The organism is Sphingomonas arenae (assembly GCF_016924655.1).
Classification (GTDB): Bacteria; Pseudomonadota; Alphaproteobacteria; order Sphingomonadales; family Sphingomonadaceae; genus Sphingomicrobium; species Sphingomicrobium arenae.
On sequence record NZ_JAFFJU010000002.1, the window covers coordinates 536,376 to 562,188 of the forward strand.

A 25,813-nucleotide genomic window follows, 5' to 3' on the forward strand; every position below is an offset into this window, starting at 1 on the left:
ATGAATGGTTAACGGATTCCTGCACGTCGCTTTGCAAGTGTGTCGCACCGGTCACGATTGCGAGCGGCCGACTCGTCTTCCGGCATGAGGGCCTGAAGTCGGCCCCAAGCGTCCGTTGCCTCCGCGAACCGAAACTGCCGCATGAGGTCTAGGGCCAATCGCCGCAGCGCCCAGGCATCGTCCGGATGGATGCGCAGGAGGCGCCGCAACACCGCCTCGCGATCCTCCCCCTCGAGTTCGCGTGCGTGCACTCGGAGCAGGCGCTGGAGTCGTTTCAACTCCCGCTCGGTGCGTTCCAGACGACCGAGGTGGCGGTCCATGGCTTCGGCGAGGTCGACGGCGTCTTCGACCTTCCCGGTGTCGACCAGTTGGCGCAATCGTTTCGCAGCCCCGCGCTCGGCGGTGGTGAAGAAGCGGTCCGCCTCCGCGCGAAAAGCTTCCGCTTCCGGCTTGGGAGATTGCCGCAGCGAACCATAGGCATCGAGCGCGACCCGGTAGTCACCGGTCGCCACTCCGAACCGGCCGGTCCATCGCTTCAGGGCAGCATGGTCGGGGAAGTCCTCGCCAGCGGTCAGGAGCAAGGCGAGGGCTTCGGGCAGCCGGTCCTCGGCATGGAGGGCCCGCGCCACCATCACGACCGCATCCGCGTCCGCCAGCAGCGCCTGCCCCATGTCCTCGCCGAGCCGCGCCACGTCCGCCATGTCGCCGGCCAGGTACGCGGACCGGACCCGCAGCCGCGCTTCACGGGTCACCTGGATCGCAAGGCGGTGAGCCCGGGTCTGCACGGCTGGCGGAATCACAGGCTGTCCCGACCCGGCCTGCGGCTCCGCGAGCGCACGGGCGATACCGAATGCGTCGGCTGCCCTTCCCTGCTCGGCATAGTCATGGGCGAGTTCCAGCATGCGGTTGATGGTCGCAGCCCGGCGCTTCGCCAGCCCGGGAACGAGGGCGCTCATGCGGGTGAGCACCCTGACGCTGTTCGCGGCAGCCGCCGGGAGGTCGCGCTCGATCGCCTCGTCGATGAGGTCGAGACTGCTGCCCTTGTCCGAGGTCGCAAGCACGGCGAGCGCGGCCCTGAACAGGTCCTCGTCGCGGTTCTGGAGAGCCCAGCTGGCGAGCTCGAACGAGCCGGCGGCCGAGCCCTTCATGGTGTCGATCAGCTCGTGCCGCCAATCCTCGACCGCGTCCGCATCGCCTGCAGCCATGAGCAGCTTCAAGGCCTGAAGCCCCGTGCGCAGGTCGGTCCGGTCGAGCCGGAACGCCTGCTTGGCGTGCGCAGCGGCCAGCTCGGCCCGGCCAAGCTGCTCGGCGAGCGCTGCGCCGGTGCGGTAAAGCTCCGCGCTGGTGAACTCCTCGTCCAGCATGCGCTGCGCGGCGGCCAGCGCATCCGCGGTCCGGCCAATGGCATGCAGGGCCTCGGCGCGGACGATGCGCACCGGCTGGGACATGGCGGAGTCGTCCTGGTCGGTCAGGTCCTGGGCAGCGGCAGCATAGTCCCCGATCCGACCGCGAACGAAGCCGCGCAGGTGGAGGAGCGGAGCGGAGTCGGGATGCTCCTGCAACGCGGCGAACACCTGTCGGGAAGCGGCGAAGAAATCGCCCGATTGCAGTTCAGCCTCGAGCCTTGTCGCCAGCCGGACCGCCTTGCTGTCGGCGCTGTCCTCCTCCGGGCCGCCATCGAGGGACATCCGCCTTTCGAAATATCGCCGGTAAAGCTGGTCGAACACCTGGTCGGAGAATGCCGGCTCATAATGCGTGAGGTCCAGGCCCTCGTTCTCGAGCGCCTGCTCCTGCCCGACATCCTGCATCAGCGGCGTCGGGTCGAAGCATGCGGCGCCCAACTGTTCGGCGGCGAGCTTGACCCAGCGAATGAGCCGGTCCCGCGATGCGATCAGAGTCCCGTCCGGCAGAGCCGCATTGACGTGGGTGACGAACAGCACCTTGTCCCGGCCAAGTCGCTCTACGATCTCCGCCATGTCCGACTTCACGGTGCGGAACGACTGCTGCTCCATCGACAGTTCCGTCAGGAGCCGACGCTCGTCCGGGGTCATGCGGCGATACGAAGGCTGCTGCGCAACGAACTCCAGCACCTCCGTCCGATTGCCCATCTTCACGATGTTCCAGAACTGCCGCGCCCGCTCGTTGCTGGCGAAGAAGTCGGGGAAATGGCGCTGGAGGTAATTGCCCTGCACCTCGTCGGGACCGCAGCGGATGCGCTTGGCCGAGCTGATTTCCACAACGTGGAGGTCCGACGGCTCCCAGCTCTGGGCAGTCAGCTCGGAGAGTTCATCGGTGCGGAAGACGAGCGGCACGACATCGGGACGAAAGGCCTTCTCGCCCATGAGGAAGCGCAGCTGCTGAAGGGCCTCGGCGCTGGTGTGGACGAAGCCGTAGTTCCGCCGCAGGTCCAGTTCCACCGACCGGTGCGAGGAGCCGCGACGCAGCGGTGTGTGGATCCGGCACGTTCCAATGGGTGTGACCCGGAGTCTGCTCAAGACCTCTTCCTCACGACGGCAATCGGCAGGAGCTAGAGGCTCCAGTGGTGGATGTCATCCCGCAACGATCCGGGGCTAACCGCGGATTTCACGTCGATGAAGACGCCATTCTCCACGATCATCCCACTCAGCTCCGACGCTCCGAGCACCGCGAAGTGAGCGTGCGGCACGGCCAGGACGAGGGCCGACAGGTTCGTGAACTCCGACAGGTCGGACAGCTCGACACCATATTCGTGCCGGACGACGTCGGGCTGCGCCATCGGATCGTGAACGACCGGAGTAACGCCGAATTCCTGCAGCTCCGTGTAGATGTCCACGACCTTGGAGTTGCGGACGTCGGGGACGTTCTCCTTGAAGGTGAAGCCGAGGATGCCGACCCGCGCCTGGCGGATAGCGAGGCCGCTTGCGGCGAGCTTCTTCACCAGCCGCTGAGCGATGTAGGCGCCCATGCTGTCGTTAACGCGTCGGCCCGAGAGAATGACCTCCGGGTGGTAGCCGAGCTGCTCGGCCTTGGCGGTCAGGTAATAAGGATCGACTCCGATGCAGTGCCCGCCGACCAGACCCGGGTGGAACTTCAGGAAGTTCCACTTGGTGCCGGCTGCTTCCAGGACCTCGGCGGACCGGATGCCGAGCAGGTCGCAAATCTTCGAGATCTCGTTCATCAGCGCGATGTTGACGTCGCGCTGGGTGTTTTCGATGACCTTCGCCGCCTCCGCAACCTTGATCGAACTCGCCCGGTGAATGCCTGCAGTGATGATCGAACCATAGACGCTGGAGAGCGTGTCGAGGGTTTCCGCGTCCTGGCCGGCGACCACCTTCACGATCTTCTCGATCGGATGCTCCTTGTCGCCTGGATTGATCCGTTCGGGGCTGTACCCAAGCTTGAAGTCGGAACCAGCCCGCAGCCCGGATGCCTTTTCCAGTGCCGGCGCGCAGATTTCCTCTGTCACGCCCGGGTAGACGGTGCTCTCGAAAACCACGATCGCACCCGGCTTGAGGACCGGCCCCAGCACCTTGCACGCGGCGAGGATGGCACCGAAATCGGGCCGGTTCGCCTCGTCGATGGGCGTTGGAACCGTGACGATGAAAATGTCGCAACCGCTTAAGTCGGCGGAAGACTTGGTGATGGTCAGGCGGGCGCTGGTCAGCTCCTCCGGTGACACTTCGTTGGTCGAATCCACCCCCTGCCGAAGAGCGTCGACCCGGGCCTCGCTGATATCGAAGCCCACCACGTCGAACTTGCGCGCGAATGCAACCGCGAGCGGAAGTCCAACATACCCCAGACCAATAACGCCGATCCTGGGCTCAACCATATCGCGCTGCTCCAACTCTTTCTGATCGATCCTGATCCGCCTTGAAGTTCGTGGACGAACTCGAGCGGCGGCTAAGCTCTCGGACTACGACGCTCGCAAGCAAGCGCGTTTCCACCCGCGGTCGGCAACCGCGGGAAGACGGCGCTCCTAAACGATTCTGGCGCACTGGCAAGCTTGGCGGAGTCCTGTGACGCCGGCGCCTCTCCCGCCCAGCACGACCCTGCCCCAGGGCGCCGGAAGACTGGACGCGGCGGGCACCGGACGGTAGTCGGACCAGCGTCTGCGCCGGAGAGCGCTTCCACAATTGAGAGCGAAGTCAGTGCCTTCACCGGAGCGTCCGGACTATGTCGATCGGTTCCTGAGGGTCGCCGCCGAGCATCCCGAGGCGGTCGCGATCCGCGCCGGGAAGACGGACGTGCGCTATGCGGAATTCGAGCAGCTGGTGCGGCGTTACGCGCAGGTCTTCGTGGAGCGCGGTGCCGACCGGGTGTTGCTTGCCTTGCCGCCCGGCGTTGACGTCTATGCCGCCATCCTCGGCTCCGGGCTTGCCGGTTGCACGCACACGCCGCTGAACCTCGCGTCGCCTCCCGAGAAGGCAGTCCGGATCGTGGATCTGCTCCAGCCCACCGTGATCGTGGGAGACGATCTGGCCCGATCGCTCGCCGACACGACTCAGGGCGCCTACCACCTCGCTCCGTCCGAGCTGCCGGAGGAAGAATATCGGGGAACGCCGCGGCAGGGTCACCTGGCCTACATCCTCTTCACCTCTGGCTCGACCGGGCTTCCCAAGGGCGTGATGGTGCCCCGCGCCGCACTGAATCATTATGTGGGCTGGCTCGAACAAGACCTCGCCTGCGGTCCCGGGGATCGCGTGTCCCAGCATCCAAGTCTCGCCTTCGACATCAGCATGACCGACATCTTCGGCGCGCTCTGCTTCGGGGCTACCCTGGTCCCGCTGATGAACGATGGAGATCGGCTTCTTCCGGCACGGTTCATCGCCCGGCAGAAGATCACGGTCTGGAACAGCACGCCGTCGGTGATGAGCCTGATCATGCAGGCCGGGGAGGCGCAGGAGCGGTTCCTGTCTTCCGTGCGCCTGTTCAACTTCTGCGGCGAGCCGTTGCTGCCCGTGCACCTGGAGGCCATTTTCGCGGCGCGACCGGACGTCCTCGTGCACAATACGTACGGACCGACCGAGGCGACAATATCGGTCACCAACATGAAGCTTCGCGCGGACGATGTGCCTGCGGATGCCGGCGGGTCGGTGTCGATCGGCCCGGCCATCGAAGGCATGGCCCTGCACCTGGTCGGGGGCACCCACCCGGACGAGGGCGAGATCGTGATCAGCGGCCCGCAGTTGGCGGACGGCTACCTGCAGGACTCGGCGAAAACGGCCGAACGGTTCCGCGAGCTGGAGGTCGAGGGCCAGGCCGTGCGGGGCTATTTCACGGGCGATTGGGCGGAGCGCCGCGACGGGCTGATCTACTTCAAGGAGCGGATCGACTTCCAGGTGAAGATCCGGGGTCACCGGATCGAGATGGATGAAGTCGGCGGCGCGATCCGGAACCTGGGCTGGCCGATGGTCGTGGTGTTTCCCGTAAGCGGCAACGACGCGCTGGCCGCGGTGGTCGAGCGGGTCGAAGGTCGTCCATTCGATGAGCAGAAGTTGCGGCGTGACCTTGCCGCGAAGCTCGAGCCCTATGCCGTGCCGCAGCACATCCGCTTGATCGAGCGGCTGCCCCGCAACGAAAGCGACAAGATCGACCGCCGCGCCACCATCGACTGGTTCGCGGCCCAGGATTAGCAGAGCTCCAGGAGTAGATGACCACATGACCAGCGAAGCCGCGGTGCTTGCCCGCTTGCAGCCCTTGTTCGACACCATCTTCGGCGAGGACAGCGTGCCGCTGACGATGACCACCACCAGCGACGATATCGCCACCTGGGACAGCGTGGCGCACGTCAGCGTGATCGTGGGCGTCGAGCAGGAGTTCGGGATCATGTTCGACCCCGAGGAGATGATGGAGATGGAAAGCGTCGGCGCCCTCGTCGGATCCGTGCAGGCGAAGATGGCCGATGCAGCCTGAGGCTGCCACCCGCTTCGTTCCGGTTGCCGCGTCCGAGCCGCCACTCGAAGCGGATCCTCAACTGCGGGCTCGGCTCGGCGCGCTGATCGTCGAGGCGGTTCCCGCCTTCTACGCCCTTCTGCCGTTGCCGAGTGAGCGGATCGCGCAGCTGCAAGGCGACCTTCTGGGCGTGGCCGGTACCGAGTTCGAGAGCGCCGCAGCGCTGCTTGGGGATGAACCGCTCGCGCTGGTGACGTGGCTTCCGACCGAGCGGCTGGCTGGAGCGCAACGATCCGCAACCGTGGCGCTGATGCGCCATCTGGATCGAGCGGTTGTTCCGAAGTTCCTCGCGGACGCTGCAGGATATGGCCGGGGAGTGGAGCCGGTGGAGGGCAGCGGCCTTTACCTGTCCCGCGTCGCCGTTGCACCGGCGGGGCGCGGTCGAGGCCTCGGCCGTGCGGCGGTGCAGCAGGTCATCGATGCGGCGGCCGGCAGCGACGTCTGGCTGCACGTCGCGCGCGACAATGATCCGGCGATCGCACTCTATCACTCGCTCGGTTTCCAGTTCCACTCCGACGCCCCCTTCGCATCGCGAGCGATGAGGCGTGCGGGGCAGACGACCTGAGCAAAGGGGGCAGGCGCCCGTGGCGAAGTTCAAGATCACCCCGATCGGCACCTGCCGGATCCACAACGTCCTGCGGAGTGCGGCCGCGAAGTATCCGGTCGAGATGCACGTGCCGCGCACCTACGGCTACACGCACACCAGCCTGGAGGCGCTGCAGCAGCTGGCTTTCCTGGAGGGGCGGGTCGACTTTCCCGATCACCTCGTGCCGGTCATCTTCCGTGGCGAGACGCGACCGGAGGAACTGACGGACCCCTGGCATGGCGCAGACCTCGTCATGGTCGAGCTCAGCTCGCTCAAGCTGATCGAGGCCGAGGGCTATGCGCTTCAGACCCGGTACCTCAGCACGCATTTCTCGGACTTTTTCGGCAGCCCGGGCCGCAATCGGACTTACTGGCAGCTGGCGGAGCGCGACCGTGCCGGGCTGCACGCGTTCCTGGAGACGGACGAAGCCTTTCACCGGTTGCCCGAGATGCAGCAGCAGCTGCTGAAGTCGATCAGCCTGCGCCAGCAGAGCTTCGACGAGTTGCGCAAGGACGTGGAGGAGCTTGTCGAGCGCATCGGGCCTGACCGAATCCTGTTCGTCACGCACGTCAACGCCCTGGACCCGAACGGCAAGCGCTTGGCCGCCCGAGACAAGATGGTGCGCTGGGTCGAGCAGGCCGCCCACGAACTCGACGCGCCGTGCTTCAATCCCACGGACGTGATGCTTGCGTTCGGCCAGGAGCGCGCGATGGAGCGCCAGGGGCTCGACACGACGCATTATACCGAAGCGTTCCACGGCACGCTCTATGCGCACCTGCACCAGCACTATCTTGCCCCGCGTGCCCAGCGCGTGCTGGGCAGTGACGCCGCTCTGAACGGCGAAGTCCAGTTGCAGATGCTGGCGGATACGATCAGCGCGACCATCGACCAGGTGGACCTGGTTGGGGGCGCCCGGCAGCTCCACGCTGCTCTTCGCTCGCATCCGAACGCGGGCGCATTGGTCGAGGTCCGCGGGCGCTTTCGCGAAAAGGTCGGGGATCACGAGGGTGCGCTCGAGGACCTCTCGCCGCTGCATGCGCAAGGGCAGCTTGGCACGGGCGGGCGGGAGGCCCTGATGCGCTCCCTGTTCGAGATGGGGCGACCGGAGCAGGCGCTGTCGATCGCCTTGAGCCTGCTTCACGAGGAACATGAGACCGAGAGCGTCCGGCTCGTTGCCGCAAGCGCGTCCGAGCAGCTGGGCCGGATCGACGACGCCCTTGCGCAGTGGAAGGCGCTTTGGAGGCTGGATCGCACCAACCTCGATGCGGCGATGAAGGCCATGACCCTCGCGTCGCAAGCGGGTTCGTCCTCCGAGCCCGAGTGGCGGGAGGAACTCGGCTACTTCTCACGGCGTGACGCTCGCCTTGCCAAGGCGCTCACCCGCCATGCCCTGAGCACGAGCGACGGGCCCTTGTTCGCGGATGCCGTAACGGCCCTGGCCGCGGCCGAGCCGGGCACCGCCGCGGACCTTCTGCTGCAGGCGGACGCCTGCGGGATGGCCGTCCCCGCGAGCAAGGCGGTCGGCCTGATCCTGGAGAGGACGGACCTGCCCACCCGAACGGTCCGGGCGCTGAGGGACCTGGCCCGCGCCTGGGGCGAGGCCGCGATCGCCGCAGCCGAGGAGCACCGGTTCGAGGAAGCGGCCCGCCTCGCGACAGCGTCCGCAGAGGCGCTTGGCAGTCACAGTGGCGCGAGCAAGGCCTTGCGCACGGTTGGCGCGCTGATGCTCCCGGTTGCGCGGGAACTTGCCGCCGCTGGCCGGCCGGAAGAGGTTCTTGTGCTGCTCGACGACAAGCGGCCGGTGGTCCTGTCGCGTCCGCGGCTGGCCCTCGAACTGCTGCGGGCGCAGATCGCGCTTGAACGGGCTGACGATGCGCGCGCCCTGGCGCTGGAGGCGACGGCCCTGTTCCCCGACGACATGGTTCTGGCGCTCGCCGCGGCACGCCACCTGAAGACCTCCGACCTGGCTGAAGCCGCGTTGTTGTACGGGCGCGTCGGCGAAGCTGACGCGGAGGGCCGTCACGCGGCGGAGGTCGCGCGCTTCCGGGCAGCTGCGGCCAGCGAGGCCCCGCAGCACATCCGTGCAGCGGTCGAGCAGCTCAACTTCCGGACGGCATTTGGGCTGCTCTCGATGCTCAGCGAGGAACCGGCCGCTGCCGAACGCGAGCGTGCCGAGATCATCGAGGCGATGCGCCGGTTCCTGAGCCAGTCGGCTGCGGATCGGTCGGGAAGCCAGGTCGCGGAAACACGCGAACTGCTTCTGCAACTCGTGCCTACTGACCCGGTGGCTCTCGCCCAGGCGGCGACCACCGCCATGGAGCGCCACGATTACCCGGAGGCGCTCAGCTACTGGGAACGCCTTGCTGAAGCCGACCCGAGCTCGACGGAAGCGCGGAACGGGATGGTTCGTTGCCGCCTCCTGCTGGGCGAGCCGGCTTCGGAGGCGAGGGTCGCTGCCGGGAGCTAGGTCGCTCGGGGCCGATCCGGCCACTCGAGCGGCTGCCATTCGAGGAAAACGGCGTCGCATCCCTCGTGGACCGGATCGGCTGCTCGCCGAACGGGCAGCGGGCGCCCCCGTTCGTCGAACACGCGCACTTCGGGGGCATGCCGCGGCACGGTGAACGCCAGTCCGTTCAGTTCCGCCGCCTGCGCGTCGCGCGTACCGAGCACCGGACATTCCACGCCGGAGATGCGGACGGTCCATCGTTCGTCGTTCTGCTCGACCTGGTACCGGAGTGCGTCGCGCATCCACACCCAAGTCAGGAGCCGGCTGGTGGTGGCCACGAACAAACTTCCGCTGCGCTGACGTTCGGCGATGAGGCGCCAGGTGGCGACGCTATGCTCGTCGAGCGCGGGAATGGGGGAGCGCTTGCGGTGTGGGCGTGAGGCGGCAGGCAGGCGTCCGCGCGGGCCGAAGACGCCGAAGTGCTGGTACACCACCACGCTGCCCCGGGCCTGCTCCAGGGCGTCAAGCTTGGCAGCCGTCACCTGCATCGGGAAGGTGGGGCCCACGGGCTGGTCGATGTCGCGGTAGCGCTTGAACGCCAGGATGCGGCTCCCGTCCTGGGCGTCGACCGGAAAGATCAGGCGATTGAAGATGCCGACCAGCAGTTCACGCTGCTCGTCGGCACCGTCCGCCATGGCCACGGGGTGCGGCCGCCGGTCGGCGTCGACGCGCCGAAGCCAGTGGAACCACCGGAACCGATTGAGCGCCCGCTGGAGGTGCCATTCGTCCCCGAAGTCCAGGTCTTCCCCGAACTTGTCCAGCTGCGTGCAGCTGTCGAGCCAGAAGTAGCGGAACCCGAACTGCTTCAGCAGGTCGAGAGAGTACAGGCCGTGAGTGGGATCGTCGGCCTTCTGGTACCAGCCCCAAGGCCCACCCACGTTGCTCGGAGAGCCCGAGTGATTGACGTAGACGGAAGGCTTGAGCCCGAGTTCGTCCATGCGCTCCAGCCCGCGGGCGATCTGATCGCGCGAGTGGATGGACGGGTCGTCCTTGCGATCGGGGGGAACGAAGCGAAGGCTCCAGTTGCCGAAGCTGTGCAGAGTATCGAACCAGCCGGCGCGACCCAGCTCCACGAGTTCGCCGAGGGCATAACCATCCGCGTGGGAGGCGTCGAACGGGTTGCCCTTGAACAGGTGCGGCTCGACGGACCCCCCGTAGACCCAGAAACTGTCGCCGACCTCCAGGCCGAGGCCGTCGCCATAACGCGTCGATGCTCGGCCGTTCACGAAATCATGCCAGTCGAACAGGCATTCGAGCGACTGGCTGTCGCAGTCGTTGCTCATCGCCAGCCCCGCCCGGTAGGGGAACGGGAAGCTGCGCACGGCGACGCCGCTGCGGTCCGGGCGATGCGCTCCGCTGCCCTCGATCGGCAGGCCTTGCAGCAGCTGGCCGGGCAGGGCCTGGAGTTCGGCCAGGCTCAGCACGGCGCCCACGCGCGGTTCTCCCAAGGCAGGTGGATGCAGTGGTGGCCGTCCACCGATGGCTCCGGCGAGCGCTTCATGGGCAGCGGCTGGTCATTGCCTTCGAAGATGACCAAAGCCTCTGGACCATCTGCCGGCAGGGTGAAGGAGAGACCGTCGACATCGGCCAAGCCGAGCGGATTGGCGCTACCGTCGAGGCCGATCAGCCGGATCAGCCACCGGTCCGCGGTTTCGTCCACTTCGAAGCGGAGAGTGGATTGCAACCGGACCCAGTCCAGCAGGCGCCCCGGAGTGGTCACCAACAGCTTCTCTGTGGCCCTTTCCGCGAGCTCATCCAGCGCGACCTCTTCGTGCAGCGACAGGGCCGGTCCGTCCAGCCGGCGGCGTTGTTCCTGCTCCGGCGCCTGGCCGATCAGCGCCGTTTCGCCAAGCCGCTGTTCGATGACGATCGCCCCCTGCCCCGTCTCGAGCGCATCCAGGAACATGGACCTCAGCTGCAGCGGCAGAGTGGTGAGGGCCGGGCGCTGACCACCCCGATAGCGCTTGAAGACCGAGCTGCCGAGGACGCTGCATGAGGGAAGCGGCAGCAGCACCGAGTTGAAGAGGTCGACCGCGAACTGCCGGCGCTCATCGTCCTTCGCCGCATCCCAGATGCTATCGAGATCCGTCCCGGCCATTTCACCCGCGCCGAGATCGTCATAGTCGAAGCGTCCGAAAGCCTCCTGCAGCCTCGCCGTGGAGCGCAGATCCAGGCCGTCGCCGAACTTCTCGCCGACAGCAAACGATGGATCGGTGAAGTACCGCACCCCGGCAGCGCGGAGCGGAACGGCGGTGTCCAGGCCTGCGTCGCCGATGAAGCACTTTGGCCTGAAGCCCGCCTCCGCCAACTGTCGCGCGGTGTCTTCCGGTCCTGCGGCGCTCAGGCCCGCGACGCTGTCGGCGAGCCCGGCCGCGTGCATGTCGCGCGCAAGCGGTCCGCGCGCGTTGCACACGTCGCCCTCACCGAAGCTGAGCATCGCCCCAAGCTCGAGACCCCTGCCGGTGAAGGCGGAATGAAGCTCGTCGAACACGCTTCGCGTCATGGTTCGCGTGTCGTTGCTGATGGCGAGGCCGGCGCGATAAGGGAAAGGAAAGCGGCGGATGGAGAGCGCAAGCGGTGCGGCGGGCGAAGGGCCGACCTCCCGGACGTTGATGGGTCGGGACTGGAGGACTTCGCGGAAACGCCGGTCCCGGCCGGTTGGCCGAACGGCAGGTGAGGTCATGCGGCGACCGCGGACTTGGCCATGATGTCGGAAGCGAAGCCCACGTACAGGGCAGCGATCTCCGGAATGAACTCTTCGCGATAGTGGCGCAGGTCCTCCTTCAGCACGGGCTGGCCGCCGCGTTCCAGAACCAGCTTCCACGGCTCCAGGAAGGGCAACTGGAAGCGGGCTGCCGCAGCCTGGATATGCTGCTGGAAGTCCGCGGGCCAGAACACCGGGCGGCCATCAGGCATGTGCTGATAGGCATAGGAGATCATGCCGATTGGCAAGGGAATGCGACGCACGATCTCCCCGACATCCGCGATCGTGTCGCGGGGAACGCCGCGTGCGCGCTCGAGCACCGCAAGGATCAGCTCGCGCCCCTCGATATCGGCGGGGACCTGCGGGATCAGGGCTTCCGCCGCTTCGCTGCGCACGGCCTCGTTGTGGCCCAGAATACCCTTGATGTACCAGCTGTTCGTCAGCTTCGCGACGTCCCGGCCGAGCGGTTTCAGCGGCGTGGTGACGTAGCGCAGCACCTGCGCCCGATTGAGCTTGAAGCCGTCGAAATCGATGTCCACGATCCCGTTCGGCTGCATGAGGCAGACGTCGGCGCCGGTCATCCCGGGATAGCCCGGGCCTGGAGCATAGTTGGCGTGATAGCCGCAGATTTCCCGCAGTTCCGCGGGGATCTCACGCTCGCCCGCCAGGAAGTCGAGCAGCTGGAGCATTTCGCCAAAGCTGTAGGTGCCGGGAGTCGAGCCACCGCGGCCAATGGTCGCTCGTCCAGCGAGGCCCGTCTTGATCGCCACGGTCATGGGTCCGTGGAGCAGACATGCTCCCAGGCCGAAGATGCGCGGGGGCGCCATTTCCTGTTCCTTCAAGTGATGCTCCGGACAGCCGACAAATGCTTGTGATGGGGATCGAGGAGGAGGTCCAAGCCGCTCCTCCATTGAGCCTGTTTAGCTCTGCTCCGAGAGGCGGGAAAGGCCAAACCGGCACCTTCTCGGTCCTATTGCTCCCGCATCGCGCTCCAGAGGTGATGCGAGATGGGTTCGAACAGGTATTGCAGTGCCGTGCGCTTGCGGACCGCCATGACCAGTTCCACGGGGAGGCCGGGGCGCAGCTGGCCACGACCGAGCACGTCCCGGACCTTGTTCAGTTCCTGCGGACTGACCTCGACTTCGGCCCGGAAGTAGGAGCGCCCAGTCTTCTCGTCCGTGAAGCTGTCGGCGGAGATGGTCCGGACGCGGCCGCTGAGCAGCGGCAAGGTGCGGTCGTCGACGCTGGTGAAGCGGACCTGCGCCTTCTGCCCCTGGTAGACGTCGTCGGCACCGCGCGGATCGACCTGGGCCTGGATGACCAGCATCTTGTTGGCCGGCACCACTTCCATCAGCGTCTGCCCGGGCGAGACCACGCCTCCGACGGTGAATACCGTCAGCCCGACGACCGTGCCCGTCGCGGGCGAGCGGACCCGCGCCCGCTGCAACTGTTCGCGCGCGGAGATCAGCTTGGGCAGAACCTCGGACAGCTTGGACTGGGTGTCGCGCAGTTCCGCCGCGACCTCCTCCAGCTTGCCGCTCGACAGGCTGAGCGACTGCATGCGCGTCTCGCCCATGCCTTCGCTCGCCCGCGCCATCTCGGCGGCCATCGCCGCCTCGCGCCCGCGCAGTTCCTCGAGCATCCGTTCGCCCGCGCGGATGCGGTTGGTCGCGGCGAAGCCCTTCTGCTCCAGCTCGCGCAGGCCCTTCACCTCGTCGTTCAGGATGCGTTGCTGTTCGCGCAGGGACGCACGCTGCTCGGCATAGCCGACCTGTTGTTCCCGCAGCTGACTCGAACGCTGACCGAGGACTGACTGCTGCGCCTGCAGCGATGCCTGCTTGGCCCTCAGCTGCGCCCGCTGCAGCTCCAGGGCCTGCGTCGCCAGCGGCCGATCGTCGGGGCTGATGCTCGCGAATTCCGGTGGAGGAGCGAAGGTCGACTGACCGGCCCGCTCGGCCAGCAGCCGGGCGCGCTGCGCCAGCAGGGTCAGGTAGTCGCTCGTGAGCGCCCGCTCCGCCGCGAGCAGATCCGGGGCGGACATCTCGACCAGCAGCTGGCCGGCCTCGACCTTCTGGCCTTCCCGGACGTGGATGGCCGTGACCACCCCGCCTTCACGATGCTGAACGGACTGGCGGTGACCGGAGACGGCGACGACGCCTTGCGCATGGACACCCGCGTCCAGCGGGACGAACGCTGCCCAGCCGAGCAGCACCACGAAGAACAGGAAGGCGATGGCTGACCCGATCCGCACATCACGTCGCGGATCGTCGATGGTGGCACTGGCGACCTCCGGGGGAGCCGCGAAGTCGAGAACCTGGACTGCGGTCACGCCGCACTCTCCGATCCCGGTGGCGACAGGCGCACCACCACGTCCTTGGCCGGCCCGAGCATCTTGGGCTTGCCCGCTTCGAGCACGAGCAAGCGGTCGGCCCGGTCGAGGACAGCCTTGCGGTGCGCGATGAGCAGTACCGTGGCGCCGCGGGCCCGCGCACCCGCAACGGCCCGGACCAACGCCGCCTCACCCTCCGCATCCAGAAAGGCGTTGGGCTCATCCAGGATCAGCAGGTTGGGGCTGCGGTATAGTGCGCGGGCCAGGGCGATGCGCTGCGCCTGTCCGGCGGAGACCCCGGCCCCGAGCGGTCCGAGCGGCGTGTCATAGCCCCGCGGCAGCTGCAGGATCAGGTCGTGCACACCCGCCTGTCGCGCGGCGGCCACGGCTTCCTGATCGACGCTCGCATCCGCCCCGGCCGTCCAGGCTTCGAAGCGGGAGATGTTCTCCTTGATCGTGCCTTCGAACAGGCTGGGCTCCTGGGGCAGATAGCCGATGTAGCGGCCGAGCTCGTCCGGGTCCCAGTCCGATCGTTGCGCACCATCGACCCGAACCGTGCCGAGGTCGGGGTTGATGGCGCCGGCGATCACCTTGGCGAGCGTGGTCTTGCCCGAGCCGCTGGGTCCGACGATCCCCAGGATCTCGCCCGGGCCGGCCGAGAAGGTCACGCCCTGCAGGATCACCCGCCCGTCGGCGCTGCGCACGGCCACTTGCTCGACGTCCAGCTTGCCGCCGGGTGACGGCAGCGCCGTGCGGATCCGGTCGGCATCGCTCGGCTGGGCCATGGCGTCCGAAAGCCGCAGCAGCGCGGCACGGGCGGAGGTCAGGGTGGACCAGCCGCCGACCAGCGCATCGATCGGCTGGAGCGCCCGGCCGAGCAGGATCGAGGCGGCGATGATCGCGCCGGCCGAAATCTCCCCCACGATCGCCAGCAAGGCGCCGACGCCGAGGGCGGCCGACTGCACGAAGAGCCGGAGGAAGCGGCTCAGCGCGGAGAAGCGGCTGCCGATGAACTGCGCCTCGGCCATGGTGCGGATGCCGGAGGATCGCAGGTTGAGCTGCCGGTTCACCATGGCACCGACCATCCCGAGCCCGCGCAGGGTGCCGGCGTAGACGGAGGCGGCCTGTTCGGACGCGTGGGAGGCCGCCAGGGCCTGCGTCGACTGCTGCATCGCCTCCCGCGTGATCCGCTGGTTCCGCCAGGCGATCGCAAGGAGCAGGATGATGGACGCGACCGCGAGGATGCCGAGCCAGAAGTGGAGCATGAAGCAGACAACCACGAACAGCGGGGCCCAGGGCAGGTCCATCAGCGCGGAGGCCGCCGGACTGGCCAGGGCCTGCCGGATCATGTCGAGATCGCGCATGGCCTGCACATTCCCGCGGCCGCCCTGTGAGAGCATGCGCTTCAGGATCTGCGGCGCCAGGATCGCATCGATCCGCGCGCTGGCGCGGACGAGCAGTCGGCTGCGGATGCCGTCGAGTGCGGCAAGGGTGAGCAAAGCCACGGCCAGCGCGAGCGTCACGAACAGCAGGGTGATCCGCCCGCCTGTGGTTAGAACGCGGTCGTAGACTTGCAGCATGTAGATGGCCGGCGCCAGGAACAGCATGCTGATCAGCACGCTGAAGCCCCCAGCCGCCAGGAAGTGCGTTCGGCAGGCACGCGCCGCATCGGCCAGCGGCGGTGGCAGCGTCACGCCCGCAATCTTCACACGCACCCTCCCCTATCCGCCTGTGTTTGCTGCAATAAGTCACCCGCGGACACTTGGCCAACACCCCTTAGTCGCACTGCGCCATCTTTGCACATGCGAAATCGGACAATAGCATTTTCCGGCGAAAAAGGGGATCAACAGGCGTGAACCGCGTCCTACGTCCCATCGGCAACGCACTCGCGCGTTTCCTGGCAGAACCCCGACCCGAGCTGGTGACCGGCATCTGCACGCCGGTGGAGCGCCTGCGCGCCTGCCTGGAACCGGGTGATGTGCTGCTGGTCGAAGGCACCTCGAGGGTCAGCACCGCCATCAAGTACCTCACCCAGTCCAGCTGGTCGCATGCCGCGCTCTATGTCGGTGAGCTCGCTGCCGGGCGGTTGCAGGATCCATCGCACAAGCTGATCGAGGCGGATGTCGTGGAAGGCGTCCGGAGCGTGCCGCTGGACGAATATGGATCGTTGCCGACCCGCATCTGCCGTCCGGTTGGGTTGTCGACGAAGGATCGCCAGCTGCTGGTCGATTATGTCGTCAATCGGCTGGGTCATTCCTACGACACCAAGAACCTGCTCGACCTCGCCCGTTACCTGATGCCGACCCCACCGGTTCCGGCCTGGTTTCGCCGGCGCCTGATCGCACTCGGGTCGGGCGATCCGACGCGGGCCATATGCTCTACCCTGATCGCGCAGGCGTTTGCGGCGATCCGCTACCCGATTCTTCCGACGGTTGAGTACCGGGAGGAGGCCGGCCCGTCCTCGGCAAGCCGCAGGCGGGAAATCCTGCACATCCGGCACCACTCGCTCTACACGCCGCGAGATTTCGACGTGTCCCCCTATTTCCAGATCGTGAAGCCGACGGTGGAAGGTCACTTCAACTTCCGCCGGCTCCACTGGGCGGAAGACGCGGGTGCGCCGGAGATCCCTCCGGAAGCACCGAGCATGCGCAAGCGCCGTGCATAATCGTACCAGTTCGGCACAGGCCTGACCAAATCGTCCTCGCGGGCTCAACCTGTGGGAACCTCGGTGGTATGAACCGGTTGAACATTGCTGGGTCCTCGCCGGGACCGCACGACAACCGGGGGAAGATGGGCGCTCCACAACCGTTCAGATCCTTGCAGTCACGACCTCCCGAGGGAGGAACGAGCACGGCTTGGATGACTGGACTGGATGCCGCGACGAATGATCCGGTTCCCACTCCAATCCCGATTCCTGTTCCGAATCCCTGAAAACGCGCTCGCGTACGGAGAGAAGCATGCCAGACCTGATTGCAGAGGCAGACGAGTTTACCTTGAACTCCCAGACGGGCCAGGACCAGACGGAAGTCCGGTTCGTCGCGTTGCAGGACGGTGGCTTTGTCGCAATCTGGCGCAACAATCGCGAGGACAACGGCAGCTCCGGACAGTACGACCTGCGCGCCCAGCGCTACGACGCGGACGGGCAAGCGGTCGGCAGCGAGTTCGAGGTGAGCGGCGCCCTGACCGGGACCGCCTACAATCATACGGCGGTCGCGCTTTCCGACGGGACCTTCGTGGTCGCATGGGAGGACACGTCGGACTCGACGATCGTGGCGCGCCTGTTCAACGCGGACGGCACCCCAGCGGGCGCGGAGTTCCAGCTGACTTCGGGCGCGCGCTTCGATGTTTCTCTAGCCGCACTGGATGCGGGCGGCTTCGTTGCAACGTGGACGGACTTCGGCACGTCGGACATCCGGGCCCAGCTCTACGATGCCAGCGGGAATACGGTCGGTACGACGTTCACCGTCAACGCCACGACTTCCGGCAGCCAGGTCAGCTCGGACACGGTCAGCGCACCCGACGGCGGCTTCATCGTCGTCTGGCAGGACAATAGCGGGGTCGGAGGTGACACATCCTCCTTCGGGGTCAAGATGCGCCGCTTCGACGCCAATGGTCAGCCGGTCGGCGGAGAGACGCTCGTCAACACCACGACGACCGGAAATCAGGGCACGCCCAAGGTGGCGTTCCTCGACAACGGCGGCTTTGTCGTGACCTGGGTCGACAGCGCTGCGGGCGGCGCCGGTGCGGTGAAGGCGCAGATCTTCAATGCTTCCGGTCAGCCGGTGGGAACCGAATTCTCTGTGTCTGCCTCGCCGGGTACGGACGAGACGCTGCCAACGATCATCGGCACCGAAGGCGGCTTCTTCATCAGCTGGTCGGAAGGCCTGACTGGCGGCAACGGAGATATCCGCGGACAGTTGTTCACCAACGCGGGAGCCCGGGTCGGGGGCGAAGCCGTGATCAACGCCAGCGCAATCGGAAGCCAGACCTCGCCTGCCTTGGCGTTGCTCACCTCGGGCGAGATCCTGGCGGGGTGGTCGGACGACAACCGGACCCAGGCGCTGACCGGGGTTGCCATCAACGACATCGAAGCGAGGCTGTTCTTCAATCCGGCCGAGGTTCAGACCGGCACGAACCTGGCGGAAACCATCAACGGCACGGCCAATGCGGATGTGATCAGCGGCCGGTCGGGTGACGACCTGATCTTCGGGTCCGGAGGCAACGACTTCATCCACGGCGGGCGCGGCGCGGACGCCATGTACGGGGGAACCGGCGACGACATCTATGTCGCGGACAACGTCAGCGACTCCCCACGCGAACGGGTTGGCGAAGGGATTGACCTGGTCCAGGCCTCGGCAAGCCATACGCTACGTGTGAATGTCGAAAACCTGACCCTCACCGGACAGTTTTCCATCACCGGCCGCGGCAATGATCTGGAGAACACCATCACCGGCAACTCCGGTTCCAACCGGATGTGGGGCATGGGCGGGAACGACACGCTGATCGGCAATGCCGGCAACGACTTCCTCGACGGCAGCGAGGGCGGTGACACGCTGATCGGCGGCATCGGCAACGACGTCTATTATGTCGATACGCTCAGCGACACGATCGTGGAGGCCGCGAACGAGGGCTATGACACCGTCCGCACCACGCTCGACTGGACGCTGGGTGCGGGGCTCGACCGGATCGAGCTTCTGGGCAGCGGCGACCTCGATGGCACCGGCAATGGGCTGGCCAACATCCTGTCGGGCAATGCCGGGGCCAACGTGCTGTCCGGCATGGACGGCAACGACCGGATCTTCGGCAAGGAGGGCAGCGACACGGTTGATGGCGGCGCCGGCGGCGACTGGCTGGAGGGCGGCACCGGGCAGGACACCTTCATCGGCGGCGCGGGCTCGGACCGGTACGTCTTCCGCGAGGGCGACTTTGGCGGCGCGACCACCGACACGGCCGACCGGATCATCGACTTCGGTGATGCGGAGAACGACCGCATCCGCCTGGACCTCATCGACGCCAACACCAATGTGGCGGGCAACCAGGTGTTCAGCTGGCTGGGCGACACCGCCTTCACCGGCGTCGCCGGCCAGCTGCGCTACGAGCAGATCGGCGGCAACACCTATGTCCAGGGCGACACCAACGGAGACGGCGTCGCCGACTTCATGATCCGCGTCGATGGGCTGATCGACCTCGGAACGGACGATTTCCTGTTCTGACGACAAAAGGCGCCCGGGCCGCATTTGCGACCCGGGTCCTTGCCCTTCCTAGAACTTCACTCCGGCACCGACCCCGAACACCCGCGGCTCCAGCGTGAAGACGTTGGTGTAGAGCCCGGAGGATTGGTCACCGACATATTGGCCGGTGATGGCGTCGTTCTTGGTCAGGTTGGTCACGAAAGCGCGCGCAAACCAGCGTTCGTCCGCACCATTCAGCTGGATCTGGGCGTTCACCACCTCGTAGCCGTCCACACGGTCGATCGGGCGGTTGAAGCTGCGGGCATAGTATTTGCCGGTCCAGGCGAAGTCCGCCCGCGGGACCAGGGTCATCCCGCCCCCAAGCCGAATGGTATACTGCGCGCCCGCGGAGAACTTGAAGTTCGGCGACTGCGGCAACTCGTTGCCGGTCAGGTCTTGTTCGATCCCCGTCGTGACCGTGAATGGCAGCGGGCCCGTCGGCACACCGAACAGGCCGCGAAGGACCGGATCGGGATTGGCGGCGGTCTGCGCCAGGATCTCGCATAGCGAGTATGCGCCAGTCGTGTTCGTTGCCGGCACCGGCGTCGGCGGCGCCAGGCCAAGCGCCGAGTTGACCGCGCCGACGTAGAGGTTGGCGGCGGCCGCTCCTCCCGCACCGGGAACCACCACGCAGTTGGCGGCCGTCTGCAGGTCCTTGATGATGACGACGTCGGATCGACCGCCGGACGGATCGCGGGGATCGACCAGGCTCAAGCCCTTGATCTTGGACTTGAGGTAGCTTGCCGACAGGTTCAGCTGCAGGTCGCGGGTTGGCCGGAACAGCGCCTCCGCCTCCACGCCCCAGATCCGCGCATCGGTATTGTCGTTGACCGAGGTTCGGCCGACGATACGGCTGAGCTGCAATCCCTTGTAGTCGTAGAGGAACCCCGACAGGTTCAGCCGCACTGCGCCACCGGCAAAGGTGTTCTTGGACCCGATTTCGAAGGCGTTGATGGTTTCCGGATCGAACTGCGGATTGATGTCAAAGGTGGGATCGATCGGCGGGTTGATCCCGCCCGACTTGTAGCCGCGCGAATAGGACGCGTAGACGAGGTTGTTGGGGGTAATCTGGTAGTCCAGAACCGCGCGTCCGGTGAGCCTGCCGAAGCTGACCTTCCCGACCGCGTAGGTCTGGTTCCCAGCCACGGATTCATCCGCGTCATATTCTCCAAGGAAGGGGGAGTCGTTCGCGTTCGTCAGCGGGAACGGCGTCAGCCAGCTGAGCAGCGGGGCCCGGGCCACCTGCCGCTTCTTGTCATGGCTGAAGCGAAGCCCCGCGGTGAACTTCAGCTGGTCGGTGATGTCGTAGTAGGCCTCGCCGAAGATGCCGTAGCTCTTGAGGCGGAAGTTCTCGACTTCGCTATTGAAGAAAGGCGGCGCAAGGAAGCTGCTGGGGAAGAAGAAGTTGCCCGCCTGACGCTGGCCGAGCGTCTGCAGCGCACCCAGCACGCCTGATGCATAATCGAGGCCGAAGGACGCCACGAAATAGTCCGACTTCTCGAACTTGTTATCGAGGTAGATCGCACCGGCCAGGAAGTTCAGCGGCCCCTCGAAATCGGAACTCACCTGCCCTTCCAGCGACCATTGCACCGAAGTTGAACGGGAGCGGTCGTACTCGGTGCCCGCGGCCGTGCAGCGGTTCACGAAGCCGCCGAAGACGCCGGTGTAGTAGAGGTTTGTCTCGGACGTGCAGACCGCTCCGGTGGGTCCGTTCGGAATGAGCGCCCCCGCCACCGGAGTGAACGGGTTGGTGCCGCCGAACAGCGCGCCCGGCTGCGCTGCCAAGGCGGCAAGTGTCAGCAGGCCGGTATTCCCCGCCAGACTGTTGCCCGCCACCAAGCTGTAGTCCGTGCGGCTGTCGACCGTGTTGCGGGCATAGCCGCCCGTCACCGTTGCGCTCAGGCCCGACCCGAGATCCTGCTCGACACGGGCCATCAGGTGCGTTTCGGTCGCCTTGTACTGCGGCTTGAAGTCGATGTTCACGGTTCGCAGGTCGTTCGGGTTCTCCACGCCCCCGAAGAACTGGTCCGGGCCATATACATTGGTGAGGCCGATCGTGCCGAACAGCGGGTTGCCGCCGCTCGCGATGTTCAGGAACTGCTGAGAAGACAGCGTTGCCGCCAGCGTCGAGTTTCCATTGACCGTCTCGAACGCCAGCTTGTCGGGAAGGCAGCCGAGGATGCCCGTCGGGTCGTTGTGACAGAGCTGCTTCTGGATGCGGCTGCGGTCGTCGTCTTCGCTGAAGTGATAGCCGACCACGTCCACGGTCGTGCCGCTTGCCGGCCGCAGGCGGATCGAGCCGCGCAGCGCAAACAGCTCTCGTCCGTCGATGCGGCTGTCGTCGGCGATGTTCTTGGTGAACCCGTCACGTTTCAGGTAGTAGCCGGCGAGGCGGAAAGCCGCGGCATCGGCGATCGGGATGTTGACCATGCCGTTGAGCTTCACGCTCTGGTAGCTGCCATATTCCGCCGAAGCGCTGGCGGCGAAATTGTCGAGCCTTGGCCGCGCCGTGATGAAGTTGACCACGCCGGACGTGGCGTTGCGCCCGAACAGAGTTCCCTGCGGTCCGCGCAGAACCTCGACACGGTCCAGGTCGAAATATTCGGTCTCGAACAAGCGGGTGGAAACCAGCGGCATGTCGTTCACATGAATGGCCGTGGCCGTGTCGCACGAGAAGCCGACGCACAGATCGCCGATGCCGCGGATCGTAAAGCTGGATGAGGTGAAGTTCGTCTTGGTGAAGGTGACGTTCGGCAGTGAGAGCTGAAGATCGGAAGCATTGTCGATCTGCTGCCGCTCCAACGCTTCTCCGGTAAAGGCCGACACGGCGATCGGCACCTGCTGCAGCGCTTCGGACCGGCGCTGAGCGGTGATGATGATGTCACCCTGCTCGTTGGTGCTTGCATCGGCGCTGCGGGCGGTTGTGCTCTGGGCCTGACCCGCCTCACCCTGGTCAGCACCGGCGCCCGTCTCGATCTCACCCGCCGGCGGTTGGCCTGCAGGCTCAGGAACGGACTGAGCCATGGCCGGTGCACTCGCGACCAGCGCGGACGCAGACACGCCGGCCGTCAACAGGATTGCTGCCTTCATTGTACGAACCCCCTCCCTCGCAAAAGCGAGCACATCCACACGGGGGTACCGGGACGCCCTGTCACGGCACTCCCACCAACGGTGCGTCCTCCTCCAGGTCGCGAAGTGAGTTTCCGCTTGCGTAAGGCTCCCTGTCAAGGGCAGCATCCACCGGCAAATGGCTGACCTAGAACGAGTGCGGAAGCGCTACACCAGCAGCGCACCCGAGGCGCATGTCGACGTCCTGATCGTCGGGGCTGGCCTGTCCGGGATTGGCGCAGCGTGGCATCTTCAGCGGCATTGTCCCGACCGCAGCTACGCCATCCTTGAAGGCCGGCCGGCGATCGGCGGGACGTGGGACCTGTTCCGCTATCCCGGCATCCGGTCGGACAGCGACATGTATACGCTCGGCTACAGCTTCGAGCCGTGGACGGACTCCAAGGCCATCGCGGATGGGCCCACCATCCTCAACTATGTCAACCGGGTCGCCGACAAGTACGACATCCGCCGGCACATCGGGTTCCAGCATCATGTGACCCGGGCCGACTTCGACAGCGAACGCGCATTGTGGACCGTTGAGGCGACCCGCAAGGACACGGACGAGACGGTCACCTTCACCTGCAACTGGCTGCACATGTGCAGCGGCTACTACAATTACCGCGAAGCCTATCTGCCGGACTTCCCTGGCACCGACCGATTCAAGGGCCGCTTTTTCCACGCGCAGTTCTGGCCCGAGGATCTGGAGATCGGGGGCAAGACGGTCGTGGTCATCGGCAGCGGGGCGACGGCCGTCACGATCGTTCCGGAGATGGCGAAGGCCGGCGCGCAAGTGATCATGCTGCAGCGCTCGCCGACGTACATGATCAGCCGCCCGGCGATCGACAAATTGGCGAACCGGCTGCGCAAGCTGCTGGGCGACAAGGCGAGCTATGGCCTGATCCGTTGGCGCAACGTGCTGGTGCAGCAATTCTACTTCCAGCTTGCCCGCAAACGGCCCGAGTACATGAAGCAGTTCCTCCGCAAGGAGCTGCTGAAGGAATTGCCGCCCGGCTATGAGGTCGACCGTCACTTCAAGCCGACCTACAATCCGTGGGATCAGCGGCTCTGCCTGGTGCCGGACGCGGACCTGTTCGGCTGCATCCGGGAAGGCACGGTGGAGGTCGTCACCGACACGATCGAGACCTTTACGGAAGATGGCGTCAGGCTGGCGTCCGGACGGGAACTGGTTGCCGACGTCGTGGTGGCCGCGACCGGCCTCAAGCTCCAATTGCTAAGCGATGTGCAGTTCACGGTCGATGGCGCCACCAAGAAGCTTGGCGATACCATGACCTACAAGGGCATGATGTTCGGGGACGTGCCGAATCTCAGCTATAGCTTCGGCTACACCAACGCCTCCTGGACGCTGAAGGCCGATCTCACGGCGGGCTACCTGTGTCGGCTGCTCAACCACATGAAGGCCACCAACACCCAGGTCGCCGTTCCGCGTCGCGAGGCCGACGTCAGGGAGGTTCCGTTCCTCGATTTCACTTCCGGTTACGTGCAGCGCGCGCTCGAGATCCTGCCGAAGCAGGGTGATCGCGCGCCGTGGAAACTGCACCAGAATTATGCCCGGGACATGGCTTCGTTGAAGCTGGGCAAGATCGAGGATGGGGTGATGGAGTTCCGGCGGACCGCGGTCGCCGCACCGGCCCGCAGCCTCACGAAGGAGAACGCATGAAGCTTCCCGGCCGGGTAGCCGTCATCACGGGGGCCGGAAGCGGCATTGGACGGGGAATTGCCCTCGCCTGCGCCAGGCGCGGCTGCAACCTCGTGCTCGCTGACCTGAACGAGGCGGGGCTGGCGGAAACGGCGGGCATGGCTCGCGGGGTCAAGGCCACGACCATCAAGCTCGACGTGACGGATGCGCTCGCGACGTCCAGCCTGCCTGCACAAGTCCTGGCGGAGCATGGCCGGGTGGACCTGCTCGTCAACAATGCCGGAGTGGCGATCGGGGGCACGTTCGAACAGGTCGCGGAGGAGGACTTCGACTGGCTGATGGCCATCAACTTCCATGCCGTCGTCCGACTGACCCGCGCCTTCCTCCCGCACCTCAAGCAGAGTGACGCGGCACGGATCGTCAACATCTCCAGCCTGTTCGGCCTGATCGCTCCGCCGGGCCAGACTGCCTATTGCGCCAGCAAGTTCGCTGTCCGTGGTTTTTCGGAATCCCTGCGCCGCGAACTGGAAGAAGAGCGCTCGACGGTGGGCGTCACCGTGGTCCACCCGGGCGGCGTGAACACGGCCATCGCCAGGAATGCTCGCCCGCCGCGCCTCGCCAATGACGTGGACGCGAGGATGATCGAGGAAGAGAAGGAGCGGTTCCAGAAGTTCCTCAGCATGTCACCGATCAAGGCTGGCGAAATCATCGTGAGCGGCGTGGAGAACCGAAAGGCGCGCGTGATCGTTGGCAATGACGCGAAGCTGGCCAGCCTGTTCGAGCGGGTCTTTCCGGTCGGCTATTGGAACATCCTGAAACGGAGCATGTCATGAGAAAATGGCTTGCGGGCAGCGCAGCCTTGGCCGCCGGTACGCTCGGCGCGACCGCCTATACGATCTTCGCGGCTCGCAAGGCGGAACGATCGGTGCCCATGGACGGCCATCTCGTTCAGGCAGGCAAGCACGTCTTCCATGTCGCCGAAGAGGGTCAGGGACGCCCCCTGCTGCTGATCCACGGACTGGCGGGGCAGATGCGTAACTTCGGTCGCGCGATGATCGAGGATTTGGCGCGCGACTATCGAGTGATCCGGATCGACCGGCCGGGTTCCGGCTACTCCCCGCGCCTGCCCAGCGGACGGGCTCATCTCGCGGAGCAGGCCGACGCCGTGGTCGCGCTGATTGACGAGCTCCAGCTGGAAAAGCCGGTGCTCGTGGGCCACTCCCTCGGTGGCGCCTTGAGCCTGGCGATCGCCATTCGGCATCCGGAAAAGGTCGGCGCTCTGGCCCTGATTGCGCCCGCCACGCAGCGGATCGGGTCTGTCCCGGAGGTCTTCAAGGGACTGGTCGTGCCGCCAGCCATTCTCCCGCTGGTCGCCTGGACCGTTGCCGTCCCGATCGGCGTCGCCACCCAGAAGAAGGTGCTGGCAGAGGTCTTCAAGCCTGATCCCGTACCGCCAAACTTCCTGATCGATGGCGGAGGGATGCTGGGCTTCCGTCCGGGCGCGTTCGAAGGTGCGGCGACGGATCTTGCCGACGCCAGCAGCGAGGCCGAAGAGCTTGTCGCGGGGTACGCCGACCTCAAGCTGCCGGTGGGCATCCTTTATGGCCGCGAGGACAACCTCCTCGACTATCGCCTGCACGGCGAGAAGACCGTCAGCGAAATCCCGGGTGCGAAGCTGACGCTCACGGATGGTGGGCATATGCTCCCCTTCACCGTTCCCGAAGAGTCCGCCCGCTTCGTCCGGAGCGTCATCGAGTAAAG

The 25,813-nt window shown here is 66.2% G+C and carries 17 protein-coding genes; 9 read left to right on the forward strand and 8 right to left on the reverse strand.

Annotated elements, in window-relative coordinates:
- Positions 1–8: 8 nt before the first annotated feature.
- Together JT720_RS08735 and JT720_RS08740 are read right to left on the reverse strand one after the other, a co-directional pair.
- Positions 9–2,495 carry a hypothetical protein gene (locus JT720_RS08735; protein ID WP_205480841.1) on the reverse strand — a complete coding sequence of 829 codons (2,487 nt, stop codon included), beginning with the start codon at positions 2,493–2,495 and terminating at the stop codon, positions 9–11.
- Positions 2,496–2,527: 32 nt separating this feature from the next.
- Complete coding sequence (locus JT720_RS08740; protein WP_205480842.1) at positions 2,528–3,808, reverse strand: nucleotide sugar dehydrogenase; 1,281 nt, start codon at positions 3,806–3,808, stop codon at positions 2,528–2,530.
- A gap of 319 nt (positions 3,809–4,127) precedes the next feature.
- Between JT720_RS08740 and JT720_RS08745 the strand changes: the two genes are divergently transcribed.
- Genes JT720_RS08745 through JT720_RS08760 form a run of 4 tightly spaced genes read left to right on the forward strand, consistent with a single transcriptional unit; the run spans position 4,128 to position 8,984 of the window.
- A complete protein-coding gene (locus JT720_RS08745; RefSeq protein WP_205480844.1) occupies positions 4,128–5,612 on the forward strand; it encodes an AMP-binding protein in 1,485 nt (494 codons plus the stop codon).
- Between the two features lie 25 nt (positions 5,613–5,637).
- Positions 5,638–5,892 carry an acyl carrier protein gene (locus JT720_RS08750; protein ID WP_205480846.1) on the forward strand — a complete coding sequence of 85 codons (255 nt, stop codon included), beginning with the start codon at positions 5,638–5,640 and terminating at the stop codon, positions 5,890–5,892.
- Complete coding sequence (locus tag JT720_RS08755) at positions 5,882–6,496, forward strand: GNAT family N-acetyltransferase (RefSeq protein ID WP_205480848.1); 615 nt, start codon at positions 5,882–5,884, stop codon at positions 6,494–6,496. Before JT720_RS08750 ends, JT720_RS08755 begins: the two co-directional genes overlap by 11 nt.
- Positions 6,497–6,515: 19 nt before the next feature.
- On the forward strand, positions 6,516–8,984 hold the full coding sequence (locus JT720_RS08760) for a hypothetical protein (RefSeq protein ID WP_205480850.1): 2,469 nt from the start codon (positions 6,516–6,518) through the stop codon (positions 8,982–8,984).
- Here JT720_RS08760 and JT720_RS08765 read toward each other — a convergent pair.
- The 5 genes from JT720_RS08765 to JT720_RS08785 form a co-directional block, all read right to left on the reverse strand.
- The gene (locus tag JT720_RS08765) at positions 8,981–10,456 is read right to left on the reverse strand and encodes a hypothetical protein (protein WP_205480852.1); all 1,476 of its coding nucleotides are present in this window, start codon (positions 10,454–10,456) and stop codon (positions 8,981–8,983) included. The genes JT720_RS08760 and JT720_RS08765 overlap by 4 nt on opposite strands.
- The gene (locus JT720_RS08770) at positions 10,441–11,706 is read right to left on the reverse strand and encodes a hypothetical protein (protein WP_205480854.1); all 1,266 of its coding nucleotides are present in this window, start codon (positions 11,704–11,706) and stop codon (positions 10,441–10,443) included. The genes JT720_RS08765 and JT720_RS08770 overlap by 16 nt, the downstream gene beginning before the upstream one ends.
- Positions 11,703–12,554, reverse strand: a complete 852-nt coding sequence (locus tag JT720_RS08775) for a hypothetical protein (RefSeq protein WP_205480856.1) — start codon at positions 12,552–12,554, stop codon at positions 11,703–11,705. Before JT720_RS08775 ends, JT720_RS08770 begins: the two co-directional genes overlap by 4 nt.
- A 143-nt stretch (positions 12,555–12,697) precedes the next feature.
- Positions 12,698–14,056 (reverse strand): HlyD family type I secretion periplasmic adaptor subunit, encoded by a 1,359-nt coding sequence (locus JT720_RS08780; protein ID WP_205480857.1) that lies wholly within the window; start codon positions 14,054–14,056, stop codon positions 12,698–12,700.
- Positions 14,053–15,771 carry a type I secretion system permease/ATPase gene (locus JT720_RS08785; protein ID WP_205480858.1) on the reverse strand — a complete coding sequence of 573 codons (1,719 nt, stop codon included), beginning with the start codon at positions 15,769–15,771 and terminating at the stop codon, positions 14,053–14,055. Before JT720_RS08785 ends, JT720_RS08780 begins: the two co-directional genes overlap by 4 nt.
- A 137-nt stretch (positions 15,772–15,908) precedes the next feature.
- Between JT720_RS08785 and JT720_RS08790 the strand changes: the two genes are divergently transcribed.
- Both JT720_RS08790 and JT720_RS08795 read left to right on the forward strand, forming a co-directional pair.
- A complete protein-coding gene (locus tag JT720_RS08790) occupies positions 15,909–16,721 on the forward strand; it encodes a YiiX/YebB-like N1pC/P60 family cysteine hydrolase (protein ID WP_336511977.1) in 813 nt (270 codons plus the stop codon).
- Positions 16,722–17,013: 292 nt separating this feature from the next.
- A complete protein-coding gene (locus JT720_RS08795) occupies positions 17,014–19,269 on the forward strand; it encodes a calcium-binding protein (protein WP_205480859.1) in 2,256 nt (751 codons plus the stop codon).
- A 48-nt stretch (positions 19,270–19,317) separates the two neighbouring features.
- Here JT720_RS08795 and JT720_RS08800 read toward each other — a convergent pair whose 3' ends face one another.
- Entirely contained in the window at positions 19,318–22,377 is a 3,060-nt protein-coding gene (locus JT720_RS08800; protein WP_205480860.1) for a TonB-dependent receptor, read from the reverse strand.
- Between the two features lie 157 nt (positions 22,378–22,534).
- Here JT720_RS08800 and JT720_RS08805 point away from each other — a divergent pair, with 157 nt between their 5' ends.
- Genes JT720_RS08805 through JT720_RS08815 form a run of 3 tightly spaced genes read left to right on the forward strand, consistent with a single transcriptional unit; the run spans position 22,535 to position 25,811 of the window.
- Positions 22,535–24,073: a flavin-containing monooxygenase gene (locus JT720_RS08805; RefSeq protein WP_205480861.1), complete on the forward strand. Its 1,539-nt coding sequence runs from the start codon at positions 22,535–22,537 to the stop codon at positions 24,071–24,073.
- Complete coding sequence (locus JT720_RS08810) at positions 24,070–24,885, forward strand: SDR family NAD(P)-dependent oxidoreductase (RefSeq protein ID WP_205480862.1); 816 nt, start codon at positions 24,070–24,072, stop codon at positions 24,883–24,885. The genes JT720_RS08805 and JT720_RS08810 overlap by 4 nt, the downstream gene beginning before the upstream one ends.
- Positions 24,882–25,811 (forward strand): alpha/beta fold hydrolase, encoded by a 930-nt coding sequence (locus JT720_RS08815; protein WP_205480863.1) that lies wholly within the window; start codon positions 24,882–24,884, stop codon positions 25,809–25,811. Before JT720_RS08810 ends, JT720_RS08815 begins: the two co-directional genes overlap by 4 nt.
- Positions 25,812–25,813: the final 2 nt, after the last annotated feature.